The organism is Halodurantibacterium daqingense (assembly GCF_042666235.1).
Taxonomy (GTDB): Bacteria; Pseudomonadota; Alphaproteobacteria; order Rhodobacterales; family Rhodobacteraceae; genus Halodurantibacterium; species Halodurantibacterium daqingensis.
In genome coordinates, this window is record NZ_JBHTFQ010000002.1 from 125,012 (window position 1) to 144,145 (window position 19,134).

21 protein-coding genes are annotated in these 19,134 nt (G+C 65.6%); 11 read left to right on the forward strand and 10 right to left on the reverse strand.

Features of this window, described 5'->3' with window-relative positions; all coding sequences use genetic code 11:
• Nucleotides 1-1,038 (reverse strand): dihydroorotase, encoded by a 1,038-nt coding sequence (gene pyrC, locus ACFQXB_RS04005; protein ID WP_377399508.1) that lies wholly within the window; start codon nucleotides 1,036-1,038, stop codon nucleotides 1-3.
• A 92-nt stretch (nucleotides 1,039-1,130) separates the two neighbouring features.
• Nucleotides 1,131-1,769, reverse strand: a complete 639-nt coding sequence (locus ACFQXB_RS04010) for a hypothetical protein (protein ID WP_377399511.1) — start codon at nucleotides 1,767-1,769, stop codon at nucleotides 1,131-1,133.
• Between the two features lie 313 nt (nucleotides 1,770-2,082).
• On the opposite strand from ACFQXB_RS04010, the gene ACFQXB_RS04015 reads away from it, so the two are divergent.
• The 5 genes from ACFQXB_RS04015 (at nucleotide 2,083) to ureC (ending at nucleotide 5,709) form a co-directional block, all read left to right on the forward strand.
• Nucleotides 2,083-2,910, forward strand: a complete 828-nt coding sequence (locus tag ACFQXB_RS04015; protein WP_377399514.1) for an urease accessory protein UreD — start codon at nucleotides 2,083-2,085, stop codon at nucleotides 2,908-2,910.
• A gap of 9 nt (nucleotides 2,911-2,919) precedes the next feature.
• On the forward strand, nucleotides 2,920-3,222 hold the full coding sequence (locus tag ACFQXB_RS04020; protein WP_377399517.1) for an urease subunit gamma: 303 nt from the start codon (nucleotides 2,920-2,922) through the stop codon (nucleotides 3,220-3,222).
• A 130-nt stretch (nucleotides 3,223-3,352) separates the two neighbouring features.
• The gene (locus ACFQXB_RS04025; RefSeq protein WP_377399520.1) at nucleotides 3,353-3,658 is read left to right on the forward strand and encodes an urease subunit beta; all 306 of its coding nucleotides are present in this window, start codon (nucleotides 3,353-3,355) and stop codon (nucleotides 3,656-3,658) included.
• Nucleotides 3,655-3,972 (forward strand): antifreeze protein, encoded by a 318-nt coding sequence (locus tag ACFQXB_RS04030; protein ID WP_377399523.1) that lies wholly within the window; start codon nucleotides 3,655-3,657, stop codon nucleotides 3,970-3,972. The genes ACFQXB_RS04025 and ACFQXB_RS04030 overlap by 4 nt, the downstream gene beginning before the upstream one ends.
• Before the next feature lie 27 nt (nucleotides 3,973-3,999).
• Nucleotides 4,000-5,709, forward strand: coding sequence for an urease subunit alpha (ureC, locus tag ACFQXB_RS04035; RefSeq protein ID WP_377399526.1), 1,710 nt, complete (start codon nucleotides 4,000-4,002; stop codon nucleotides 5,707-5,709).
• A gap of 222 nt (nucleotides 5,710-5,931) precedes the next feature.
• Here the strand turns inward: ureC and ACFQXB_RS04040 are convergent, their stop codons facing one another.
• The gene (locus ACFQXB_RS04040; protein ID WP_377399529.1) at nucleotides 5,932-6,213 is read right to left on the reverse strand and encodes a hypothetical protein; all 282 of its coding nucleotides are present in this window, start codon (nucleotides 6,211-6,213) and stop codon (nucleotides 5,932-5,934) included.
• Nucleotides 6,214-6,368: 155 nt separating this feature from the next.
• Here ACFQXB_RS04040 and ACFQXB_RS04045 point away from each other — a divergent pair, with 155 nt between their 5' ends.
• The 4 genes from ACFQXB_RS04045 to ureG all read left to right on the forward strand — a co-directional run bounded on the left by ACFQXB_RS04045 (nucleotide 6,369) and on the right by ureG (nucleotide 8,517).
• Nucleotides 6,369-6,584 (forward strand): hypothetical protein, encoded by a 216-nt coding sequence (locus ACFQXB_RS04045; protein ID WP_377399532.1) that lies wholly within the window; start codon nucleotides 6,369-6,371, stop codon nucleotides 6,582-6,584.
• Between the two features lie 96 nt (nucleotides 6,585-6,680).
• Nucleotides 6,681-7,253, forward strand: coding sequence for an urease accessory protein UreE (ureE, locus tag ACFQXB_RS04050; protein ID WP_377399535.1), 573 nt, complete (start codon nucleotides 6,681-6,683; stop codon nucleotides 7,251-7,253).
• A complete protein-coding gene (locus tag ACFQXB_RS04055) occupies nucleotides 7,250-7,897 on the forward strand; it encodes an urease accessory protein UreF (protein ID WP_377399538.1) in 648 nt (215 codons plus the stop codon). The genes ureE and ACFQXB_RS04055 overlap by 4 nt, the downstream gene beginning before the upstream one ends.
• A complete protein-coding gene (gene ureG / locus ACFQXB_RS04060) occupies nucleotides 7,894-8,517 on the forward strand; it encodes an urease accessory protein UreG (protein WP_377399541.1) in 624 nt (207 codons plus the stop codon). The genes ACFQXB_RS04055 and ureG overlap by 4 nt, the downstream gene beginning before the upstream one ends.
• A 154-nt stretch (nucleotides 8,518-8,671) precedes the next feature.
• Here the strand turns inward: ureG and ACFQXB_RS04065 are convergent, their stop codons facing one another.
• The 4 genes from ACFQXB_RS04065 to ACFQXB_RS04080 all read right to left on the reverse strand — a co-directional run bounded on the left by ACFQXB_RS04065 (nucleotide 8,672) and on the right by ACFQXB_RS04080 (nucleotide 12,556).
• The gene (locus ACFQXB_RS04065; protein WP_377399544.1) at nucleotides 8,672-9,724 is read right to left on the reverse strand and encodes an ABC transporter ATP-binding protein; all 1,053 of its coding nucleotides are present in this window, start codon (nucleotides 9,722-9,724) and stop codon (nucleotides 8,672-8,674) included.
• Between the two features lie 3 nt (nucleotides 9,725-9,727).
• Nucleotides 9,728-10,516, reverse strand: a complete 789-nt coding sequence (locus ACFQXB_RS04070; protein ID WP_377399547.1) for an ABC transporter permease — start codon at nucleotides 10,514-10,516, stop codon at nucleotides 9,728-9,730.
• Nucleotides 10,513-11,385 carry an ABC transporter permease gene (locus ACFQXB_RS04075; RefSeq protein WP_377399550.1) on the reverse strand — a complete coding sequence of 291 codons (873 nt, stop codon included), beginning with the start codon at nucleotides 11,383-11,385 and terminating at the stop codon, nucleotides 10,513-10,515. Before ACFQXB_RS04075 ends, ACFQXB_RS04070 begins: the two co-directional genes overlap by 4 nt.
• A gap of 64 nt (nucleotides 11,386-11,449) precedes the next feature.
• Nucleotides 11,450-12,556, reverse strand: a complete 1,107-nt coding sequence (locus ACFQXB_RS04080) for an ABC transporter substrate-binding protein (protein ID WP_377399553.1) — start codon at nucleotides 12,554-12,556, stop codon at nucleotides 11,450-11,452.
• A gap of 328 nt (nucleotides 12,557-12,884) precedes the next feature.
• On the opposite strand from ACFQXB_RS04080, the gene ACFQXB_RS04085 reads away from it, so the two are divergent.
• Nucleotides 12,885-13,085: a hypothetical protein gene (locus ACFQXB_RS04085; RefSeq protein WP_377399555.1), complete on the forward strand. Its 201-nt coding sequence runs from the start codon at nucleotides 12,885-12,887 to the stop codon at nucleotides 13,083-13,085.
• A gap of 34 nt (nucleotides 13,086-13,119) precedes the next feature.
• Here the strand turns inward: ACFQXB_RS04085 and acnA are convergent, their stop codons facing one another.
• Nucleotides 13,120-15,834 (reverse strand): aconitate hydratase AcnA, encoded by a 2,715-nt coding sequence (acnA, locus tag ACFQXB_RS04090; RefSeq protein ID WP_377399558.1) that lies wholly within the window; start codon nucleotides 15,832-15,834, stop codon nucleotides 13,120-13,122.
• Between the two features lie 214 nt (nucleotides 15,835-16,048).
• On the opposite strand from acnA, the gene ACFQXB_RS04095 reads away from it, so the two are divergent.
• Nucleotides 16,049-16,759, forward strand: coding sequence for a DUF1223 domain-containing protein (locus ACFQXB_RS04095; RefSeq protein ID WP_377399561.1), 711 nt, complete (start codon nucleotides 16,049-16,051; stop codon nucleotides 16,757-16,759).
• A gap of 4 nt (nucleotides 16,760-16,763) precedes the next feature.
• Here the strand turns inward: ACFQXB_RS04095 and ACFQXB_RS04100 are convergent, their stop codons facing one another.
• Nucleotides 16,764-17,639, reverse strand: coding sequence for a lysophospholipid acyltransferase family protein (locus ACFQXB_RS04100; RefSeq protein WP_377399564.1), 876 nt, complete (start codon nucleotides 17,637-17,639; stop codon nucleotides 16,764-16,766).
• A 9-nt stretch (nucleotides 17,640-17,648) separates the two neighbouring features.
• Complete coding sequence (locus ACFQXB_RS04105) at nucleotides 17,649-18,539, reverse strand: DMT family transporter (protein WP_377399567.1); 891 nt, start codon at nucleotides 18,537-18,539, stop codon at nucleotides 17,649-17,651.
• Between the last annotated feature and the right edge of the window lie 595 nt (nucleotides 18,540-19,134).

Consider the following 19,134-nt stretch of genomic DNA (forward strand, 5'->3'; position numbering starts at 1 on the left):
TCAGTTGTTCACGTGCCAGTGCAGGGGGAAGCCGGGGTCAAAGACCGTCACCGGCCCCGCGCCCGTCTGGATCTTGTCGGGATAGATCACCGGCGCACCGCGCGTCAGGGTAATCTGCGCCTCGTTCGGGGGCAGGCGGTAGAAGCGTGGGCCGTTGAGCGAGGTGAAGCCTTCCAGCCGATCCAGCGCGCCCTCCTGTTCGAACACCTCGGCCAGGATCGACAGGGTGTTCGTCGCGGTAAAGCAGCCCGCGCAGCCGCAGGCATGTTCCTTCAGCGCGTCGATATGCGGGGCGGAATCGGTGCCAAGGAAGAACCGCGCCTCGCCGCTGGTCGCGGCTTCCCGCAGGGCAAGGCGATGGCTTTCGCGTTTCGCCACCGGCAGGCAATAGTAATGCGGTTTGATCCCGCCCACCAGGATGTGGTTGCGGTTGATGACCAGATGATGCGTGGTGATCGTCGCGCCAAGGTCGTCGCCGGCTGACCGCGCATAGGCCACGGCGTCGGATGTGGTGATATGTTCCATCACCACCCGCAGCCCCGGCGTTGCCCGGCGGATCGGGTCAAGCACACGGTCGATGAACACGGCCTCGCGGTCAAAGATGTCCACGTCGCTGTCCGTCACCTCGCCATGCAGGCAGAGCGGCAGGCCGATCTCGGCCATCCTCTCGAGCACCGGGCGCACCTTGTCGAAATCACGCACGCCGGAATGGGAATTGGTGGTCGCGCCTGCGGGGTAGAGCTTGACGGCCTTCACAAGGCCCGAGGCGGCCGCGGCAGCCACATCGGCAGGGTCAGTTGCCTCCGTCAGATAGAGGGTCATCAACGGCTCGAAGGCCGCGCCCTCGGGCAGGGCGGCGAGGATACGGTCGCGGTAGGCGGCGGCCTGATCGCCCGTCACCACTGGCGGCACGAGGTTCGGCATGATGATCGCGCGGGCGAAATGGCGGCTTGTTTCCGGCAGGATGCCTTTCAGCATTTCGCCGTCCCGAAGATGCAAATGCCAGTCGTCTGGGCGCCGTATCGTCAGTTTGGTCATGATCCCCTCGCGTTTGGCGCTCCGTTACACGGTTTGCGCTGCAAAGGCGAGGGGGCGCGGGGTGTTCTGCGCGACCCTTGTGCCGGTCGCCCCTATTCGTTGGTCAGCGAGGCATCGATCTGGATCACCTGCGCGCCATCCGACTGGGACGGGATGATGATGACCTGCGCGCTGCCGATGCCCGGACCGGAAAACAGGATCTGCTGATCCTCGATCATCTGCGGGGACAGGTCCACCTGCCAGCCGCCTTCGCGCAACTGGTCGCGCCAGGTGGCGATCAGGGCCTCGGCATCCTCATGGGTCGAGAACTGCAGCAGACGGGTGCTCGAGCCGATGGCACTGTTGATGATGATTTCCATGTCCTCGGGCAGGAGAATCGCTTCGGGCAGCCAGTCGTGCGGGCCCTCGCTGCCTGCATCACCTGTGGCGGCGCTGGGTTCCAGGAGGCTGTTGGCCGCGGGCGCGGGTTGGGCGCTGTCATCACTGAGATCCGCGCCTTCGGGGGTGCTGGTGCCTTCGGCTTCCGCCGGTTCGGGTTGCTGCTGGCCGGGATCGGACAGGCCCGGCAGGGGCTGCCGGGCGTCATCACCCTGTGTCTGGCCTGGCGCCGTGGCGGGCGGGGCGGTCTCTTGCTGGGCGGATGCATGCGATGCGACCCCAAGCGCAAGCGGAGCCGCGATGGCAAGAGCGCGCCAAACCGGCGCAACGCGGGGGCAGGGGGCTGTGGTCATCGGTTACCTCGTACTTTTCACGAATCCTTTGGCGGGCGGGCGACGATCGCGCCCCGCCCCGCCGAAGGCTTTGCCCACAGTTAGCGCTGTTGGCGCCGCCTTCCAACTGCAAGCGCGGCTTTATGCAAAGCCGCCAATTGTTTTCCTGTGACCGAATGATAAGCATTCCGCCCATTTCATGAGCACGGCACAGTCCGGGAACATCCGCGGGTCAGCAGCAGCGGGCATCTCGCGCTCACGGTCATTGCCGACACACCGTCATGGGCTAGAAACAAGGCAGTGAATGCACCGGGGACCAGAGGAGCAACAGTCAATGCTTGACGGCGCCCCGCCAGCGATCGCCATCCAGCGCAGCACGGGGTCGGCGCAGGCCATGTTCAGGCGGGATGCCGGGCGCCTGAGGATTGCCCGGTTCGCGCAATCTGGCTCGGCCAAGGTCATGATGCCGCGCAGCCACGGGCCGGTACCCGAAATTGTCTTTCTCAATACCTCGGGCGGGCTGACGGGAGGCGACCGCCTGGACTGGAGCCTTGATCTGGGGGCAGGCGTCGATCTGGTTGCCACCACCCAGACGGCGGAACGTGCCTATGCCAGCTCTGGCGGCAGGGCCGAGGTGCGCGTGACATTGGGCCTTGGCGATGACGCGCGGCTGGACTGGCTGCCGCAGGAAACCATCCTGTTCGATGCCAGCGCACTGGGGCGCCGCACGCTGGCCGATCTTGGCGCCGGTGCCCGGTTTCTGTTCTGCGAAATGGTGGTGCTGGGCCGGGCTGCGATGGGCGAGCATCTGCGGCAGGTCGCGCTGTCGGATTGGCGCGAGATCCGGCGCGAGGGGCGGCCCGTTCTGGTCGAGCCGCTGCGCCTGACCGATGCAAGCCTGTCGGGCAGCGCCGCGATGCTGGGCGCCCATCGCGCGGTGGCGACTATCGCCCTTGTGGCGCCGGGTGCGGAGCTTATGCTTGAGCAGGTGCGCGCGGCCTTGCCCGCGGACGGCCCGGTCGAGGCGGCGGCGTCGGCGTGGAACGGAAAATGCGTCGTGCGGTTGCTGGCAGCGGATGCGTTACCCCTGAAACGGGCAGTGGCCGCGGTGCTGCATCTTCTGCGCGGCGGACGGCCGTTGCCAAGGGTCTGGCAGATATAGGAGCGAGCGATGAACCTGACGCCACGCGAAAAGGACAAGCTGCTGATCAGCCTTGCCGCCATGGTGGCGCGCAACCGGCTGTCGCGCGGGGTCCTGCTCAACCATCCCGAAGCGATCGCCCTGATCACCGACTTCGTGGTCGAAGGCGCGCGCGACGGTCGCAGCGTTGCCGATCTGATGGAGGCGGGCGCCCATGTGGTGCGCGCCGAGGATTGCATGCCCGGCATCGCCGAGATGATCCACGATGTGCAGGTCGAAGCCACTTTCCCGGACGGCACCAAGCTGGTGACCGTACACCACCCAATTCGTTGAAACGCAAGGATACCCCCATGCCCGCCCTTATTCGCCGGATTTTCTCCATCCTGACCAGGGGCCTTCAGCCCGCGCCGGTTCCGGTTCCGGTCCGCGTCACCCCACAAAGGCGCCTGCACGGGCACCGCCGATGATCCCGGGCGAGCTGTTCCCGGCTGCGGGCGAGATCGTGCTGAATCAGGCAGCCCCCTCGATTACCCTCACCGTGGCCAATACCGGCGACAGGCCCGTGCAGGTGGGCAGCCACTATCACTTCGCCGAGGCCAATCCGGGCCTCAGCTTTGACCGCGCGGCGGCACGCGGATTCCGACTTGATATCGCGGCCGGCACCGCTGTCCGGTTCGAGCCCGGACAAACCCGCGAGGTGCAGCTGGTGCCCCTTGCCGGTGCGCGGCGGGTCTTTGGCTTCAATCGCAAGGTGATGGGGGCCCTATGAAAGTTGCGACACCGGTCGATTACTGGCGCGCGGGCATCGCGATCTGGAGCATGATGGCCGAAGCTCAGGCAGTCATCACGTTGCGGTGCCTCGGGATGGTCGGGCTCTGGACGGCGCCGCCCGGCGAGGCCGCGCGCATGGTTCTGGAAAAGCAGCGCGCCTTCGCCCAATCGGGGCGTGCCGCGATGGCCAAGGCCGCCGCGGGCGGTGGCCCCGAGGCCGTGGCCCATGCCGCCGTGCGCCCGCTTGGCCGCGTGACGGCCGCGAATGTCGCCCGGCTCCGCAAGGCCGGGCCCCGCAAACCCAGGACGTAACGACCGCCCAAGCCACAGGACAACCGGATGCCTGCCACGATTTCCCGCGCCGCCTATGCCGACATGTATGGCCCCACCACGGGCGATCGGCTTCGCCTTGCCGATACCGACCTCATCATCGAGGTGGAACGCGATCTCACCATCTATGGCGAAGAGGTCAAGTTCGGCGGTGGCAAGGTGATCCGCGACGGGATGGGGCAAAGCCAGATGACCCGGGCCGAGGGCGCGATGGATACCGTCATCACCAACGCCCTGATCCTGGATCACACCGGGATCTACAAGGCCGATGTGGGGCTGCGGGACGGGCGGATCGCGAAGATCGGCAAGGCAGGCAATCCCGATACCCAACCCGCTGTCACCATCGTCATCGGCCCCGGGACCGAGATCATCGCGGGCGAAGGCCGGATCCTGACCGCGGGCGGTTTTGACGCCCATATCCACTTCATCTGTCCGCAGCAGATCGATGATGCGCTGCATTCCGGCGTCACCACCATGCTGGGTGGCGGCACCGGGCCGGCCCATGGCACGCTTGCGACCACCTGCACCCCGGGTCCCTGGCATATCGGGCGGATGATGCAGGCGCTGGACGCGGTTCCTGTGAATGTCGCCCTGGCCGGGAAGGGTAATGCGAGCCTTCCCGCAGCCCTTGTCGAACAGGTGCGGGCCGGGGTGGGGGCGCTGAAACTGCACGAGGACTGGGGCACCACCCCTGGCGCGATCGACTGCTGCCTGACGGTGGCCGATGAACTGGACGTGCAGGTGATGATCCACACCGATACGCTGAACGAAAGCGGCTTCGTGGAGAACACGCTGGCGGCGATAGGGGGGCGGACCATTCACGCCTTTCATACCGAGGGCGCCGGCGGGGGCCATGCGCCCGATATCATGAAGGTGGTCAGCCATCCGAACGTGATCCCCAGTTCGACCAATCCCACGATGCCCTACACGGTGAACACGATCGAAGAGCATCTGGACATGCTGATGGTCTGCCATCACCTCGACAAGTCGATTCCCGAGGATGTGGCCTTTGCCGAAAGCCGGATCCGCCGTGAAACGATCGCCGCCGAGGATATCCTGCACGACATGGGGGCGTTCTCGATCATCTCGTCCGACAGCCAGGCGATGGGGCGGGTGGGCGAGGTCATCATCCGCACCTGGCAGACTGCGCACAAGATGAAGCAGCAGCGCGGCAGATTGTCCGAGGAGACGGGCAGCAACGACAACTTCCGCGTCCGCCGCTATGTCGCGAAATACACGATCAACCCCGCCATTGCGCATGGCCTGTCACGCGACATCGGCTCGGTCGAGGAAGGAAAACGCGCCGATCTCGTGCTCTGGTCGCCCGCCTTCTTCGGCGTGAAACCGGATATGGTGCTGGTCGGGGGAACGATCGCCATGGCCCAGATGGGCGACCCGAACGCCTCGATCCCGACGCCGCAGCCGGTCTATTCGCGCCCGATGTTCGGCGCCTTTGGTCGTTCGGTCGAACGCTCGGCGGTGATCTTTACCTCGGGCGCCGCAGTCGATGCCGGCATCGGGGCGCATCTGGGCCTTGCCAAGGATCTGGTGCCGCTCTCGGGCACCCGGGGCATTGGCAAGCGCGACATGCGGCTGAACGATGCCATGCCGCAGGTCGAGGTAAACCCCGAAACCTATGAGGTCCGCGCCGATGGCGAACTGCTTGTCTGCGCGCCAGCGGATACGTTGCCGCTCGCGCAGCGGTATTTCCTGTTCTGAGTCGCGGATCGGGATGCGCCCCCGCGCGGGAAGCGGCGCTGGATCACCTTTTGGGCGATGGTGCGGACAGCCCGCGCGAACGGGCCCTCTGCCGGAGGGCTGGCCCTCCGGCAGCTTCATTCCTGCCTCGTTCAACCGGCGCCTTGTCGCGCTTCTTGGCTGCGGGTGCTGTGACGCGTTCTGCGTCGGGTCTGCCTTCTGCTGCACCCTTCGCTTGTGCCCTCAGGCAATGGCACGTTGCGGAGGCGCCTGCCGCGGGCTCAGGACCACTTCGCGACGATGCACGACCCGGTAATGGGCGGGGTTCGTCAGCACCTCTTCCGGAAGGCGCGACCGGTCGAAGACGTTGCAGCGATACTCCTGCACCTCGACGATATGGTTCACCCCTTCAACCCGCTGCGGACCGCGCAGGAACGTGCCGCGCAATTCGGTTTCGCGCATCCGCAAGCGGGTCATTTCTTCCTCGATGAAAGCCAGTTCCTCGACTGCCTGCCAAAGTTCCATCTGCGTCCCCTGTCCGTCGTTCGGCAGGAACACTATTTCAGAGCCAGGTTAATGTTCCCCTAATGTTCGCATTGTCGGGAAGAATTTCTCGACAGGTGCCGAAAGCGCCTTATTCTGATGGCGGGGAGGTCAGGATCACACGGCAGGAGTGACGGATGCGGCCAGCGAATTCACCCCTCAGCCCCGATGCCGGGGCCAGAATCGACCAGTATCTTGCGGGCCTGGGCCTGGGATTCAATCCGGCGCTCTTGCGGCGTGAAAGGTCCGACCAGATTGCGCGCCTGGAAGCGCTCAGTGATCGGGCCTTGCTGGCGCGTGGATTGCACAGGCGGGACATCCCCCGCCACGTCTTTCGCGATCTGTTTCCCTGACGCCGCACCGGAACGCAGCTGCAGGCCCGCAAGCGGTCTTGTCTATGCCGGAGCATTGCCTAAGATCGCTGCAAAGCATCTGCCCCGGAGGATATGATGACCGCGCCCTTTCCCCCCGCCCAGGCCGTGTGCCGCGCCGGAAGCTGGTCCGATGCCTGCGACCGGGTCGTGCTCGACTATGACGGCCGGTTCCTGCGCCGCAAGCGGCTGACAACGGCCGGGGGCGCCAGCCTTGTCGTCGATCTGCCCGAGGTGACCAGCCTGGATCATGGCGATGCCTTGCAGCTTCTGGACGGCCGCCTGATCGAAATCGTTGCCGCCGATGAGCCGCTTCTGCAGGTGACAGGGCCGCATCTGCCGCGTCTTGCCTGGCATGTGGGCAACCGGCACACGCCCTGCCAGATCGAAGCTGACCGTCTGCTGATCCGCCAGGACCATGTGCTTGCCGGAATGCTGCGCGGGCTGGGGGCGGAACTGGTCGAGATCACCGCGCCCTTCCGTCCAGAGGGCGGCGCCTATGGACATGGGCGCACGATGGGCCACGATCACGGCCCCGGCGAACACGACCATGGCCATGGCCATGGACATGGGCGCCACAGCCATGTGCACCACCATGCCGCGCATCTGCATACCGCCGATGATCCCGACACTGCGGAGGAAGCAGATTGAGGCAGGCGGAAGCTGGCGCGGCCCTGACGCTGGTTCAGTGGCTGTCTCCGGCTTTTCCGGTTGGGGGCTATGCCTATTCTCATGGGCTTGAATGGGCCATCAGCGCGGGCGAGATAGGCAACGCGGCAGACCTTCGGGCCTGGCTGGAGGATGCGCTGCGGTTCGGGGCAGGGCGATCAGACGCGGTGCTGCTGGCGCATGCGCTGGGTGAGGGCGCCGATTATCCGGCCCTCGCTGCCCTGGCCGAGGCGCTGGCGCCGTCGCGCGAACGACTGACCGAGACGCTGGATCAGGGGCGCGCGTTCCTGCAGGTCATCAACGCCTTGCAGGGACGGGAGTGGCCGGAGATGCCCTATCCGGTGGCGCTTGGTGCGGCGGCGCGCGATCTCGGGCTGCCGCCCGCGCAGATCGTTGCGCAGTATCTGCACGCTTTTGCCTCCAACCTCGTGCAGGGGGCGGTGCGGTTTGTGCCGCTGGGCCAGACCGAAGGGCAGGGCGTTCTGGCCGCGCTCCATCCGCTGATGCTTGAGGTTGCGGCCGAAGCTTGCGAGACTGCTCTTGACGAACTGGGGGGCGCGGCCCTGCGTCTCGATCTGGCCGCCATGCGACACGAAACCATGGAAGTAAGGATTTTCAGGACATGACAAGCCCGCATGGACCCCTTCGCATCGGCATCGGCGGCCCTGTCGGCGCCGGGAAAACCACCCTGACCGCGGCGCTCTGCCGCGCGCTGCGCGATCGTTTCTCGGTCGCGGTGATCACCAACGACATCTATACGCGCGAGGATGCCGAATTCCTGATGCGGGCGCAGGCGCTGCCGCTTGAACGGATCCGCGGTGTGGAAACCGGCGGTTGCCCGCACACTGCCATCCGCGAGGATGCAAGCATCAACCTTGCCGCCATTGCCGACCTGCGCCGCGATTTCCCCGATCTGGATGTGATCCTGATCGAATCCGGCGGAGACAATCTGGCCGCGACATTCAGCCCCGAACTCGCCGACCTGACCATCTATGTCATCGACACGGCAGCGGGGCAGGACATTCCTCGCAAGAAGGGGCCGGGGCTGACGCGCTCCGACCTGCTGGTGATCAACAAGGTCGATCTGGCGCCACATGTCGGCGTGGACCCGGATCTGTTGCGCAGCGATGCGGCGGCGGCAAGGGGTGCGCGTCCCTTCGTCATGGCAAGCCTGCGTAACGGCGAGGGCCTGGCCGAGATCGTGGCGTTCATCGAACATGCGGGCGCGCTGGGCGAAACCGTCTGATCCGGCGCGACCGGGGTTTCGCGGCGAAAGACTGTGCGTGCCAGCCTGCGGGCCGCCGCAGGATGAACCCGGACGCCGTGCCGGGCGCGCGAGATCTTCGCCACGGTCCGAGCGGATCCTGATGCGTCAGTCCGGCCAGCGCACGGGGCGCGGGCTAGTCTGCCAGCACCATCAGATCGCGCGCGTTCAGGAAGACCGTTGCCGGCGCGCCCACCGCAGGGGGCGGGCTGTCCGGCGAATTGAATGTGTCGAGCGACAGCCGCGCGTCGCCAACCTGCACCCTGATCCGGATGACCGAGCCAAGAAAATGCACCTCGACGATCTCTCCGGCCAAGGCCAGATCGCGCCCGCCGTGGGGCGCAAGCGACAAGGCTTCGGGCCGCAGTGCAAGTGTCACCCGGCGGTTGTCGGGCAGGGGGCGGCCCAGATCCACCAGGTCGGGGCCCAACCGCAGCCGGCCTGCGGCTGCATCGGCAACCTCGGCCTCGATCAGGTTGAGCGTGCCGACAAAGCTCGCGACAAAGCGCGTCGTGGGCCGGTTGTAAATCTCGAACGGTGGTGCGACCTGATCTGCGACGCCATTGTTCATCACCACGATGCGGTCGGACATCGACAGCGCCTCTTCCTGATCGTGGGTCACATAGATCGTGGTGATGCCCAGCTTGCGCTGGATCGAGCGGATCTCTTCGCGCAGGCTGACCCGGATCTTGGCATCAAGCGCCGAGAGCGGTTCGTCCAGCAGCAGCACCTGCGGGCGCACCGCAAGCGCGCGCGCCAGTGCCACGCGCTGCTGTTGACCCCCCGAAAGCTGGAAGGGATAGCGGGCGCCGAAATCGGCAAGGCCCACGATCGCCAGCATCTCGGCCACGCGCGACGCCCGCCCGGCGCGCGGCACGCCGGCGACGCGCAGGCCAAAGCCCACGTTGTCGGCGACGGTCAGGTTGGGAAACAGCGCATAGCTTTGAAACACCATGCCGATGTTGCGCTGGTTCGGGCGCAGGCGCACCACATCGCGACCATCAATCCGGATCGTGCCGGCGCTTGGCACCTCGAACCCGGCCACCATGCGCAGCGTCGTTGTCTTGCCGCAGCCCGACGGCCCGAGGAACGAGATGAATTCGCCCTTTTCGACGCTGAGGTTGAAATCCTTCACGACCTGCGTGGCGCCGAAGCTCTTGGACAGGTTGGAGATATCGAGAAAGCCCATGGATCAGCGCCTGACCTGTGTATGTTTCGAAAAGCGGGTCACAAGCTGGATCAGTCCCATGCAGATCCAGGTGATCGAGAAGGCAATCACCGCAAGTGCCGCCGGTTCATAGGCGCGGTTGGCGCCGATAAGCTGCAGGTAGGGGCCGAAGGCGGGCCGGTTCAGAAGTGCTGCCAGCACGAATTCCCCGATCACGATGGCAAAGGTCAGAAAGGCGCCCGACAGCACTGCCACAAGCACATTCGGCAGGATCACCCGCGCCATGATCGTCACCCAGCCCGCACCCAGGCTTTGCGCGGCCTCCGTCAGGCTGCGGATGTCGATCGCGCGCAGGCCGGTATCGACCGCACGATACATATAGGGCAGCGACAGTGTCGCGTAGCCCATCATCAGAAGGAAGTTGGTGCCCGTCGCCGTCCCCGTCAGCGGCAGGAAGGACGACGTGTTGTACATCCGGATGTAGCCGAAGACGATCACGATGGGCGGAATGACCAGCGGTAACAGCGTGATGAACTCGACGACGGGGCGCAGCCGCGGAAGCTTTAGCCGCACCCAATAGGCCGTGGGCACCACGATCAGCACGCCGACGATGATCGTGCAGAGGGCCATCACCACCGAATAGGTGAAGGTCTGCTGAAAACGCGGATCGCCGAGAACCACGCGATAGGCGTCAAGGCTGTATTCCCCGCGCCGCATCCGCAGCGAAAACTCGATCGTGCCGATCAGCGGCAGGAAGAAGTAGATCAGCCCGAAGGCCAGCGCCACCCAGGCGGCGATCCGTTGCGCCGTCATCTTGTCCACCGTTCGCTGCGCGCCCGAAGCACGACATAGATCAGATTGGCGATGCCGGTCACCACGATCATCCCGAAGGCAAGCGCATAGCCCAGATGCGGATCCTGCAGCACATCGCCCCGGATCTGGGCAAAGAGCAGGATCGGCACGATCGACAGCGAGGATCCGGTCAGCGCAAAGGCCGTCGCAACGGCACCGAAGGCATTGGCGAACAGCAGCGCGAATGTGCCCAGCAATGTCGGCCAGAGGATCGGAAAGGCGACGATGCGCCAGTATTGCGCCCCCGAGGCGCCGAGGATCGAGGCTGCTTCGCGCCATTCCCGTTTCAGCCCGTCAAGGGCGGGCGTGACGATCAGGATCATCAGCGGGATCTGGAAGAACAGGTAGGTGACGGTCAGCCCGAAGAACGACAGTAGGTTGAAGCCCATCGCATAGATGTTGATCCCGAACCAGTCGCGCAGAAGGATCGTCACCAGCCCCAGCCGTCCCAGGGTCGCGAGGAAGGCGAAGGCCAGCGGAACTCCCGCAAAGTTCGAAGCGACACCGGAGAAGGTCAGCAGCGGCCCCCGGATCCAGCGCGGAAGGCCCCCCAGCGTCACCGCCGCCGCAATGGCAAAGCCGATCACGCAGCCAAGGAAGGCCGAGGCAAAGCTGATCCGGATCGAAATCCAGTAGGAGGCGATGATCGAAGGCGTCCAGAGGTTGGCAAGGTTCTGAAGCGTGAATTCGCCCTGCGGGTTGCGGAAGGCGCCCGCCACGATATGCATCGTCGGCCACAGCAGAAACAGGATTGCGAAGGCGGCAAAGGGCAGAACGCCCAGCCAGTGCAGCGGAAGCTGTCGGCGCGTTCTGGCGGCGGAAACGTCCATCCGTACCTCGTGCTTGAAACGAAAACCCGCCCCGCAGATGCGGGGCGGGCCTGAAGGCAGGGGCTTATTGCACGTTTGCGCCGACGACCTGGTCCCAGCCGCCGGTAATCACGGCCTTCGTGGCTTCCTGCTCGTCCAGCGTCGGGAAGACGGCGGCTTCATAGGCCTCGGCCGGCGGCAGCGCTTCCATCAGGTCGTTGGGAATCACGCCGCGCTGGGCAAGATCGTTGAAGCGGATCGGGTGGCAATAGCCGGCAAGCCAGCCAAGCTGACCTTCGTCCGAATAAAGATACTCCATCCAGAGCTTCGCGGCGTTCGGATGCGGCGCATAGGCGCTGATCGCCTGCACATAGACGCCGGCCACCACGCCCGATGCCGGCACCACCACTTCGACCGGCGGGTTGCCGGCCAGCGTGTCGCGGCTGGACAGCGCGTTATAGTCCCACTGGATCACGATCGGGGTCGCGCCCTGCGCCAGCGTGCCGGCCTTGCCGATCACCGGCACGAAGTTGCCGGCCTGATTCAGTTCGGCAAAGAACTCGAGCCCGGCCTGGCCGGCGGCCTCGCCGGCTTCGGCGCCGCGTGCGAGGCCTGCCGCCTGCACCGCAAGGATCGCCTGGTTCGAGGCGCGCGGATCACCCGCCAGCGCGACGGAATTGGCATATTCGGGCTTGAGCAGGTCTTCCCAGTCCTGCGGGATCTCGTCCACGAGATCGGTGTTCACCGCAAAGGCCAGCACGCCGTAATAGTCGCCATACCAGTAGCCCTCGGCATCCTTGGCGGCATCGGGGATCGTATCCCAGGTCGAGACCTTGTAGGGCTGGATCAGGCCTTCTTCCTTGGCGGCCGGGCCGAAGGCAAAGCCGACGTCGATCACATCTGGCGCCTGCGGGCCGGTGTTGTTGCGGTTTGCACGGATCGCCTCAAGCTCATCGGCCGAGCCTGCGTCGGGGTTCAGTTCATTGATGGTCAGGAACGGATATTTTTCCTTGAAGCCCTGGATCACGGCGCCATAGCCGCACCAGTCATGCGGCAGGGCGATGGTGGTCAGCATGCCCTCGGCGCGCGCGCCCTCGATCAACTCGTCCATGCTCTGGGCCGAAACGATCGACGTCGTCGCCAACAGCGCCGAGACCGAGGCGCCGACAAGGCGGTTGATGGTGCTAGTCATGAAATATCTCCCCTGGGGTTTCGGCAGCCGCAGGTTTCGCTGGCCGCACGCGCCGCTGTTAGTGGTCTTTTGTAACCTGCATGTGACAGTAACCCCCAAGCCAAATCAAGGACTTTGCTTCTTCATCCTGTGGTTGCAAGTCCGCGAGGCGCCGCGATCTCCGTTGCCGAACAGAGCGACCTTTCTGCCCGCAAGGGCGCCTCGAAATCGGGCAGAGGAGAAAAACGGCGGTCTAAAGACATCAAATGCATCCGCAAGCAGCCTTGCTTGAGAGCCGATCTGCCACATTTGGCGCGGGAGGTATCCGATCACCAGCCAGAGGTGCGCCATGATCGAACTTGTCTTTGTCGTCTGCCTGAGCGCGTCGCCGCAGAACTGCGAAGAGCGCAGCCTGCTTTACAGCGACATGTCCCCCGCCGCCTGTTCGATGCGGGCACAGCCCGTTCTTGCGGACTGGATCAATTCTCATCCGCGCTGGACAATCGCCGGATGGAAGTGCCAGGCGCTGCGCAAGGACCGCAGCGCCTGAAGCGGGCCCGCCCGGCAGGGCAGGCCCGGTCCGATCAGGCCGTCTGCGCGAGGTTGCGCAGCACGTAGTGCAGAACACCGCCGTTCTGGACGTATTCGATCTCGACCTCGGTATCGATCCGGCACTTGAGCTGGATCTCCTTCACCGTGCCATCCGCATAGGTGATCGTGCAGGGAACCATCGAGAGCGGCTTAAGATCGCCGGCAAGCCCGGTGATCGACACCACCTCGTCGCCGGTCAGGCCCAGGCTCTTGCGGGTGTCGCCGTTGGTGAACTCGAACGGGATGACGCCCATGCCGACGAGGTTCGAGCGGTGGATACGCTCGAAGCTCTCGGCCACGACCGCCTTGACGCCCAGAAGCGCGGTGCCCTTCGCAGCCCAGTCGCGGCTGGACCCGGCGCCGTATTCCATGCCGCCGAAGATCACCAGCGGCGTGCCCTGATCCTGATAGGCCATGGCCGCGTCGAAGATCGAGGTCTGCTGCCCGTCGGGGCCCTTGGAATAGCCGCCCTCGACCCCCGGAAGCATCTCGTTCTTGATCCGGATGTTGGCAAAGGTGCCGCGCATCATGATCTCGTGGTTGCCACGACGCGACCCGTAGGAGTTGAACTCGCGCACCGGGACCTGACGTTCCACCAGATAACGTCCGGCCGGCGTGGTTTCCTTGAACGAACCGGCGGGGCTGATGTGGTCCGTGGTGATCATGTCGCCCAGAAGCGCCAGAACCCGCGCGCCCGAGATATCCGAGATCACGCCCGGATCCTTGCTCATCCCCCGGAAATAGGGCGGGTTCTGCACATAGGTGGAGGTCGGCGGCCAGTCGTAGGTTTCGCTGTCCGTGATCTGGACACCCTGCCACTTTTCGTCGCCCTTGAAGACATCGGCGTATTTCTTCTGGAAGGCTTCGCGCGTCACGGTCTTTTCGACCAGATCCGCGACTTCCTTCGACGTGGGCCAGATGTCTTTCAGGTAGACGTCATTGCCGTTCCGGTCCTTGCCCAGCGGCTCGGACGTCAGGTCGATGTTCATGTCGCCTGCGATGGCATAGGCCACGACCAGCGGCGGCGAGGCAAGGTAGTTCGCGCGCACATCGGGGCTGATCCGGCCCTCGAAGTTGCGGTTCCCCGACAGGACGGCAGTTGCGATCAGATCGTTGTCGTTGATCGCCTTCGAGATCTCGGGCTGCAGCGGGCCCGAGTTGCCGATGCAGGTGGTGCAGCCGTAACCCACAAGGTTGAAGCCCACGGCGTCAAGATCTTCCTGCAGGCCCGCGGCCTCAAGGTATTCAGACACGACCTGCGACCCGGGGGCGAGCGAGGTCTTGACCCAGGGCTTGCGCGTCAGGCCAAGCGCCCGCGCCTTGCGCGCCACCAGGCCCGCGCCGATCATCACATAGGGGTTCGAGGTGTTGGTGCAGGAGGTGATGGCCGCGATCACGACCGAGCCGTCGCGGATCGTGTAATCCTCGCCCTCGACCTTGGCGGTCTTGCGAACATCGACCAGCGTATCACCATCTTCGGCGCCGCCGCGATATTCGCTGACGACCTTGAGGAACGACTGGGCCGACTCGGTCAGCGGCGTATGATCCTGCGGACGTTTCGGGCCCGACACCGCCGGAACCACGGTGCCCATGTCGAGGTGCAGCGTGTCGGTGTAGACGGGCTCGTAATCCGGGCCGCGCCACATGCCGTTGGCCTTGGCATAGGCCTCGACCAGCGCGATGCGCGCCTCGTCCCGGCCGGTCTGACGCAGGTAGCGCAGCGCCTCGTCGTCGATCGGGAAGAAGCCGCAGGTCGCGCCGTATTCGGGGGCCATGTTCGCGATGGTCGCACGGTCGGCCAGCGGCAGGTGGTCAAGGCCTTCGCCGTAGAATTCGACGAACTTGCCGACCACGCCCTTCTTGCGCAGCATCTGCACGACCTTGAGCACGAGGTCGGTGGCGGTCGTGCCCTCGACCATGCGCCCGGTCAGCTTGAAGCCCACGACTTCCGGGATCAGCATCGAGATCGGCTGGCCCAGCATCGCGGCCTCGGCCTCGATCCCGCCGACGCCCCAGCCCAGCACCGCAAGGCCGTTCACCATGGTGGTGTGGCTGTCGGTGCCGACCAGCGTATCCGGGTAGGCCACTTCCTGGCCGTTCTGGTCCTTGTCGGTCCAGACGGTCTGCGAGAGGTATTCGAGGTTCACCTGGTGGCAGATGCCGGTTCCGGGCGGCACGACGCGGAAGTTGTTGAACGCCTTCTGGCCCCATTTCAGGAAGGTATAGCGTTCCAGGTTCCGTTCGTATTCCCGGTCCACGTTCAGCTGGAAGGCGCGCGGGTTGCCGAATTCGTCGATCATGACCGAGTGGTCGATGACCAGATCGACCGGGTTCAGCGGGTTGATCTTTTGCGGGTCACCGCCCAGCGCCTTGATCCCGTCGCGCATCGCCGCAAGGTCCACGACCGCGGGCACGCCGGTGAAGTCCTGCATCAGCACGCGGGCCGGGCGATAGGCGATCTCGCGCGGGTTCTTGCCGCCCAGCTTTGCCCAGTCGGCGAAGGCCTTGATGTCATCGACGCTGACCGTCTTGCCGTCCTCGAACCGGAGCATGTTCTCCAGCACGACCTTCAGCGCGGCCGGCAGTTTCGAGAAATCGCCCAGCCCAGCCTCTTGCGCGGCGGGGATCGAATAATAGGCGACGGTCTGGCCCGCGGCTTCGAGTGTGCGGCGGGTCTTGGAGGTATCTTGTCCGACGATGATGGTCATGGATGGCTCCCTTGGCATGGACAGGGGTCTTGCTGGCCTGCTCTTGCCTGATCGCGCGTTCCGGATCAAGGGGGGAGGGCCGAATTTGTATACCATTGTGCACTGAATTTTGCGCTTGGCCCTGTGGCGCAACGGGAACACTAACAAAACCTTGATTGGCAAAGGCCCCGGGGCGGGGCTAGCAAGGGGAAAAAACCGCAAGGGGGGCGCTTTCATGCGCGTGATCATTGGCGCAGCACTGGGGCTTTTGCTGGGCACGGCAGGGCTTGTCGCCGAGGAAAACCCGGTGGTGATCGAGCTTTACACCTCACAGGGTTGTTCGGCCTGCCCACCGGCCGATGCCCTGCTGGAGCGGCTTGCAGACCATCGTGACGTGATCGCGCTCGCGCTCCATGTCGATTACTGGGATTACATCGGCTGGGCAGATGCCTTCGCGCAGCCGGGCTTCACCGAGCGGCAGAAAGGATATGCCCGCGCCGTCGGCGACCGCGCGATCTATACGCCGCAGATGATCGTCGGCGGCACCGACCGGATCGAAGGCTTCCGGCCCATCCAGCTGGCCGATCTGATCACGGCCCATCGCGACCGCGCGCAGCCGGTGCAACTGGCCCTGACGCGGGAAGCGGAGGATCAGGTGCGCATCCGGCTCGCGCCCGCGCCGTCCGCCGAGCCCGACGCCGGGAAGGTCGCGCTGGTCCAGCTTGTTCGCTACAAGCCGAAGGAAACCGTCACCATTGCGCGCGGCGAAAACGCGGGGCGCACCGTGACCTACCACAACATCGTCACGCTCTGGGAAACCATCGCCCGCTGGGATGGCGCGGCGCCGCTCGAGATGCTGGCGCGCGTGGAGGGAGATCAGCCGGTGGTGATCATCGTCCAGCGTGAAGGGTTCGGCCCGGTGATCGGCGCCGCGCGTCTGCCCTGAGGCGTCAGGCTTTCCAGCGCCGGTGGATCCAGAACCACTGTTCGGGCCGGTTGCGGACCCGGGCGGCAAGGCTGTCGTTGAGTGCCTGGGTCATCGTCACCGGATCACCATGTGGCACGGGGGCTTCCATCTCGACGACAAAGCTCAGCCCGTCCGGCTGGCGTGTGGCATAGAACGGGATCAGAAGCGCGTCGTACTTCAGTGCAAGCTCGGCCGCCGACAGGGCGGTACGCGCCGGATGGCCGAGGAAATCCAGCTGCGGGGCGCCGCTGATATGCTGGTCGATCAGCAGGACCGCCGTGCCACCATCGCGCAGGTGACGCGCGAAACCGGCCGTGCCGCGCCGCCCCTGAGGGAAGGACTGCCCGCCGACCGATTCCATCATCCGCACGTAGTGTTCGTTGAAGAACACGTTGCGCATCGGACGGTAGAGGCCCGCGATCTCGAACCCGCGCGCGGTCAGCGCCGCGCGGGCAAAGCCGAAGTTGCCGAAATGACCGGTGACAAGGATCGCCGGCCGGCCGGCTGCCTGCGCCGCCTGAAGCGCGGCATAGCCCGGCCCCAGCGGGATGTGATCGGCCGCAGCCTGAACCAGGGATTGCGAGGCGTAGTTCTCGATCAGCATTCGTCCGGTATTGTTCGCCACCGCGCGGGCGATGCGCCGGCGTTCCCGCGGCGGCATGTCGGGAAAGACCAGCGCCAGGTTATCTTCGGCGCGGCGGATATAGCCCGCCAGCGGTGCGACAAGCCAGGCGGCCATCCAGCCCATGAGCCGCACCCGAACCCCATGAGGCAGGCGCAGTGCCAGCCAGATCAGCCCCCGGAACAACCGGTCGGAAAGCCAGTCGCCCCAGCCGCGGCCTTCGGTTTCCTTCTGCATCCGTCCCGCTCATTCCGCCACCGGCGCAGCCTTGGCCGCGCGCGTTTCCCGATGCCAGACATAAAGCCCGGCTGCCACGATCACAAGCGCGCCGACCCCCGTCCAGAGATCGGGAAACTCGCCGAAGATCACTACGCCCCAGAAGGTTGCGAACAGCAGGCCGACATAGCCGAACGGCGCCACAACGGCGGCTTCGGCCATGGAAAAGGCCCGGATCAGGAACAGCTGGCCGGTCGCGCCGATGACGCCGATGATCAGAAGGCCCGGCACGTCGCGCCAGGCAGGCGTGTTCCAACCCCATGGCAGTGCGGCCGTGGTGACCACGGTGCCGATGATCGCGGTGTAAAGAAGCGCGGTCCAGACGCTCTCCTCGCGCCCGACCATCCGAGTGGTAATTGCGTGGCCCGCGTAACAGGCCGCCGCCGCCAAGGGCAGAAGCGCCGCCGGGGAAAAGACGCCGCTTCCGGGCCGGATGATGATCAGTGCCCCGCACATCGCGGCAAGAACCCCGAAGAGCCGCCGCGCACCGATCCGTTCGCCCAGAAAGAGGGCAGCGGCAAAGGTGATGAGCACCGGATTGATGTCCATGATCGCCGTCGCCTCGGCCAGACCGATATGCGGCAGTGCTGAAAAGAACAGCGCCGTCGCCGCAACCTGGAAGACAGAACGCAGGACATGGACCCCGGGATAGCTGGTCCGCATCAGGGGACGCAGCCGTCGCGCAAGGATGGCCACGACGATCACTGTCTGCCCCGCATAGCGCGCCCAGACCACCTGCACCGCGCCGTAGCTCGCGATGAGAGATTTCGCCAGCGCGTCCATCACCGTGAAGATGAAGACCGCGCAAAGCATCAACAGAATGCCCCGCGACGCCGAGCTGAGAGAGCCGAACCATGCCATGGCGCGACCCTACGCCCCGCACGCGGCACAGGCAATGGCGCTTCTGCCGGGCCGGCGGGGTCCGAGGCGGCACAGATTCGCCCGCCGTCCATGCGCCTTTGCCGCGGCCGGGCACGCCCATGATGAGGTCCGCGGAAGCGCCGGGACATCCCGCGTCTTCTTGTGCCCGGGACCTGAAGACGCCTGGGTCCATCGCAGGCCCCCCGAGGCAGCGGTTGCGGAGTGCAGCCCCAAGGTGCGGTAAACGCCCTTGCTGGTGATGTGATGCCCGAACCGACGGCAGGTTTCGGCCCGGGTTCGGGGATCGCGGCTGCCGTGCCCGCCGCGCGGTCGCCCCGGCGCCGCCGAAGCGAGGATGGCGCCGCGCGGCGTCGCCTTGCCGGCTTTGCGCCGATGCCACGTGACAGGCCCGAACCTGAAGCCGGCCGGCACCGCAACCTGCGCAGGCACCCGTGCGGATCGGCCCGGTCCGCGGCGATGCCGCCTCGGCTGCACCGGACCTTCCCCAAGGTCCAAGGGCAACGACAGGGCGGGCCCGGGCGGCTGATGTGATCGATCCTCGGGCTGCGGCCTCGGGCTGCGGCCCGGCAAGGAT

Coding starts and splice junctions, on each gene's coding strand:
- ACFQXB_RS04065 (WP_377399544.1), bottom strand. CDS start 9,724: ATGGGCTTTCTCGATATCTCCAACCTGTCCAAGAGCTTCGGCGCCACG.
- ureG (WP_377399541.1), top strand. CDS start 7,894: ATGACAAGCCCGCATGGACCCCTTCGCATCGGCATCGGCGGCCCTGTC.
- ACFQXB_RS04020 (WP_377399517.1), top strand. CDS start 2,920: ATGAACCTGACGCCACGCGAAAAGGACAAGCTGCTGATCAGCCTTGCC.
- ACFQXB_RS04100 (WP_377399564.1), bottom strand. CDS start 17,639: ATGCAGAAGGAAACCGAAGGCCGCGGCTGGGGCGACTGGCTTTCCGAC.
- ACFQXB_RS04075 (WP_377399550.1), bottom strand. CDS start 11,385: ATGGACGTTTCCGCCGCCAGAACGCGCCGACAGCTTCCGCTGCACTGG.
- ureE (WP_377399535.1), top strand. CDS start 6,681: ATGACCGCGCCCTTTCCCCCCGCCCAGGCCGTGTGCCGCGCCGGAAGC.
- ACFQXB_RS04070 (WP_377399547.1), bottom strand. CDS start 10,516: ATGACGGCGCAACGGATCGCCGCCTGGGTGGCGCTGGCCTTCGGGCTG.
- ACFQXB_RS04025 (WP_377399520.1), top strand. CDS start 3,353: ATGATCCCGGGCGAGCTGTTCCCGGCTGCGGGCGAGATCGTGCTGAAT.
- ACFQXB_RS04045 (WP_377399532.1), top strand. CDS start 6,369: ATGCGGCCAGCGAATTCACCCCTCAGCCCCGATGCCGGGGCCAGAATC.
- ACFQXB_RS04080 (WP_377399553.1), bottom strand. CDS start 12,556: ATGACTAGCACCATCAACCGCCTTGTCGGCGCCTCGGTCTCGGCGCTG.
- ureC (WP_377399526.1), top strand. CDS start 4,000: ATGCCTGCCACGATTTCCCGCGCCGCCTATGCCGACATGTATGGCCCC.
- ACFQXB_RS04030 (WP_377399523.1), top strand. CDS start 3,655: ATGAAAGTTGCGACACCGGTCGATTACTGGCGCGCGGGCATCGCGATC.
- ACFQXB_RS04085 (WP_377399555.1), top strand. CDS start 12,885: ATGATCGAACTTGTCTTTGTCGTCTGCCTGAGCGCGTCGCCGCAGAAC.
- ACFQXB_RS04095 (WP_377399561.1), top strand. CDS start 16,049: ATGCGCGTGATCATTGGCGCAGCACTGGGGCTTTTGCTGGGCACGGCA.
- ACFQXB_RS04015 (WP_377399514.1), top strand. CDS start 2,083: ATGCTTGACGGCGCCCCGCCAGCGATCGCCATCCAGCGCAGCACGGGG.
- acnA (WP_377399558.1), bottom strand. CDS start 15,834: ATGACCATCATCGTCGGACAAGATACCTCCAAGACCCGCCGCACACTC.
- pyrC (WP_377399508.1), bottom strand. CDS start 1,038: ATGACCAAACTGACGATACGGCGCCCAGACGACTGGCATTTGCATCTT.
- ACFQXB_RS04105 (WP_377399567.1), bottom strand. CDS start 18,539: ATGGCATGGTTCGGCTCTCTCAGCTCGGCGTCGCGGGGCATTCTGTTG.
- ACFQXB_RS04040 (WP_377399529.1), bottom strand. CDS start 6,213: ATGGAACTTTGGCAGGCAGTCGAGGAACTGGCTTTCATCGAGGAAGAA.
- ACFQXB_RS04010 (WP_377399511.1), bottom strand. CDS start 1,769: ATGACCACAGCCCCCTGCCCCCGCGTTGCGCCGGTTTGGCGCGCTCTT.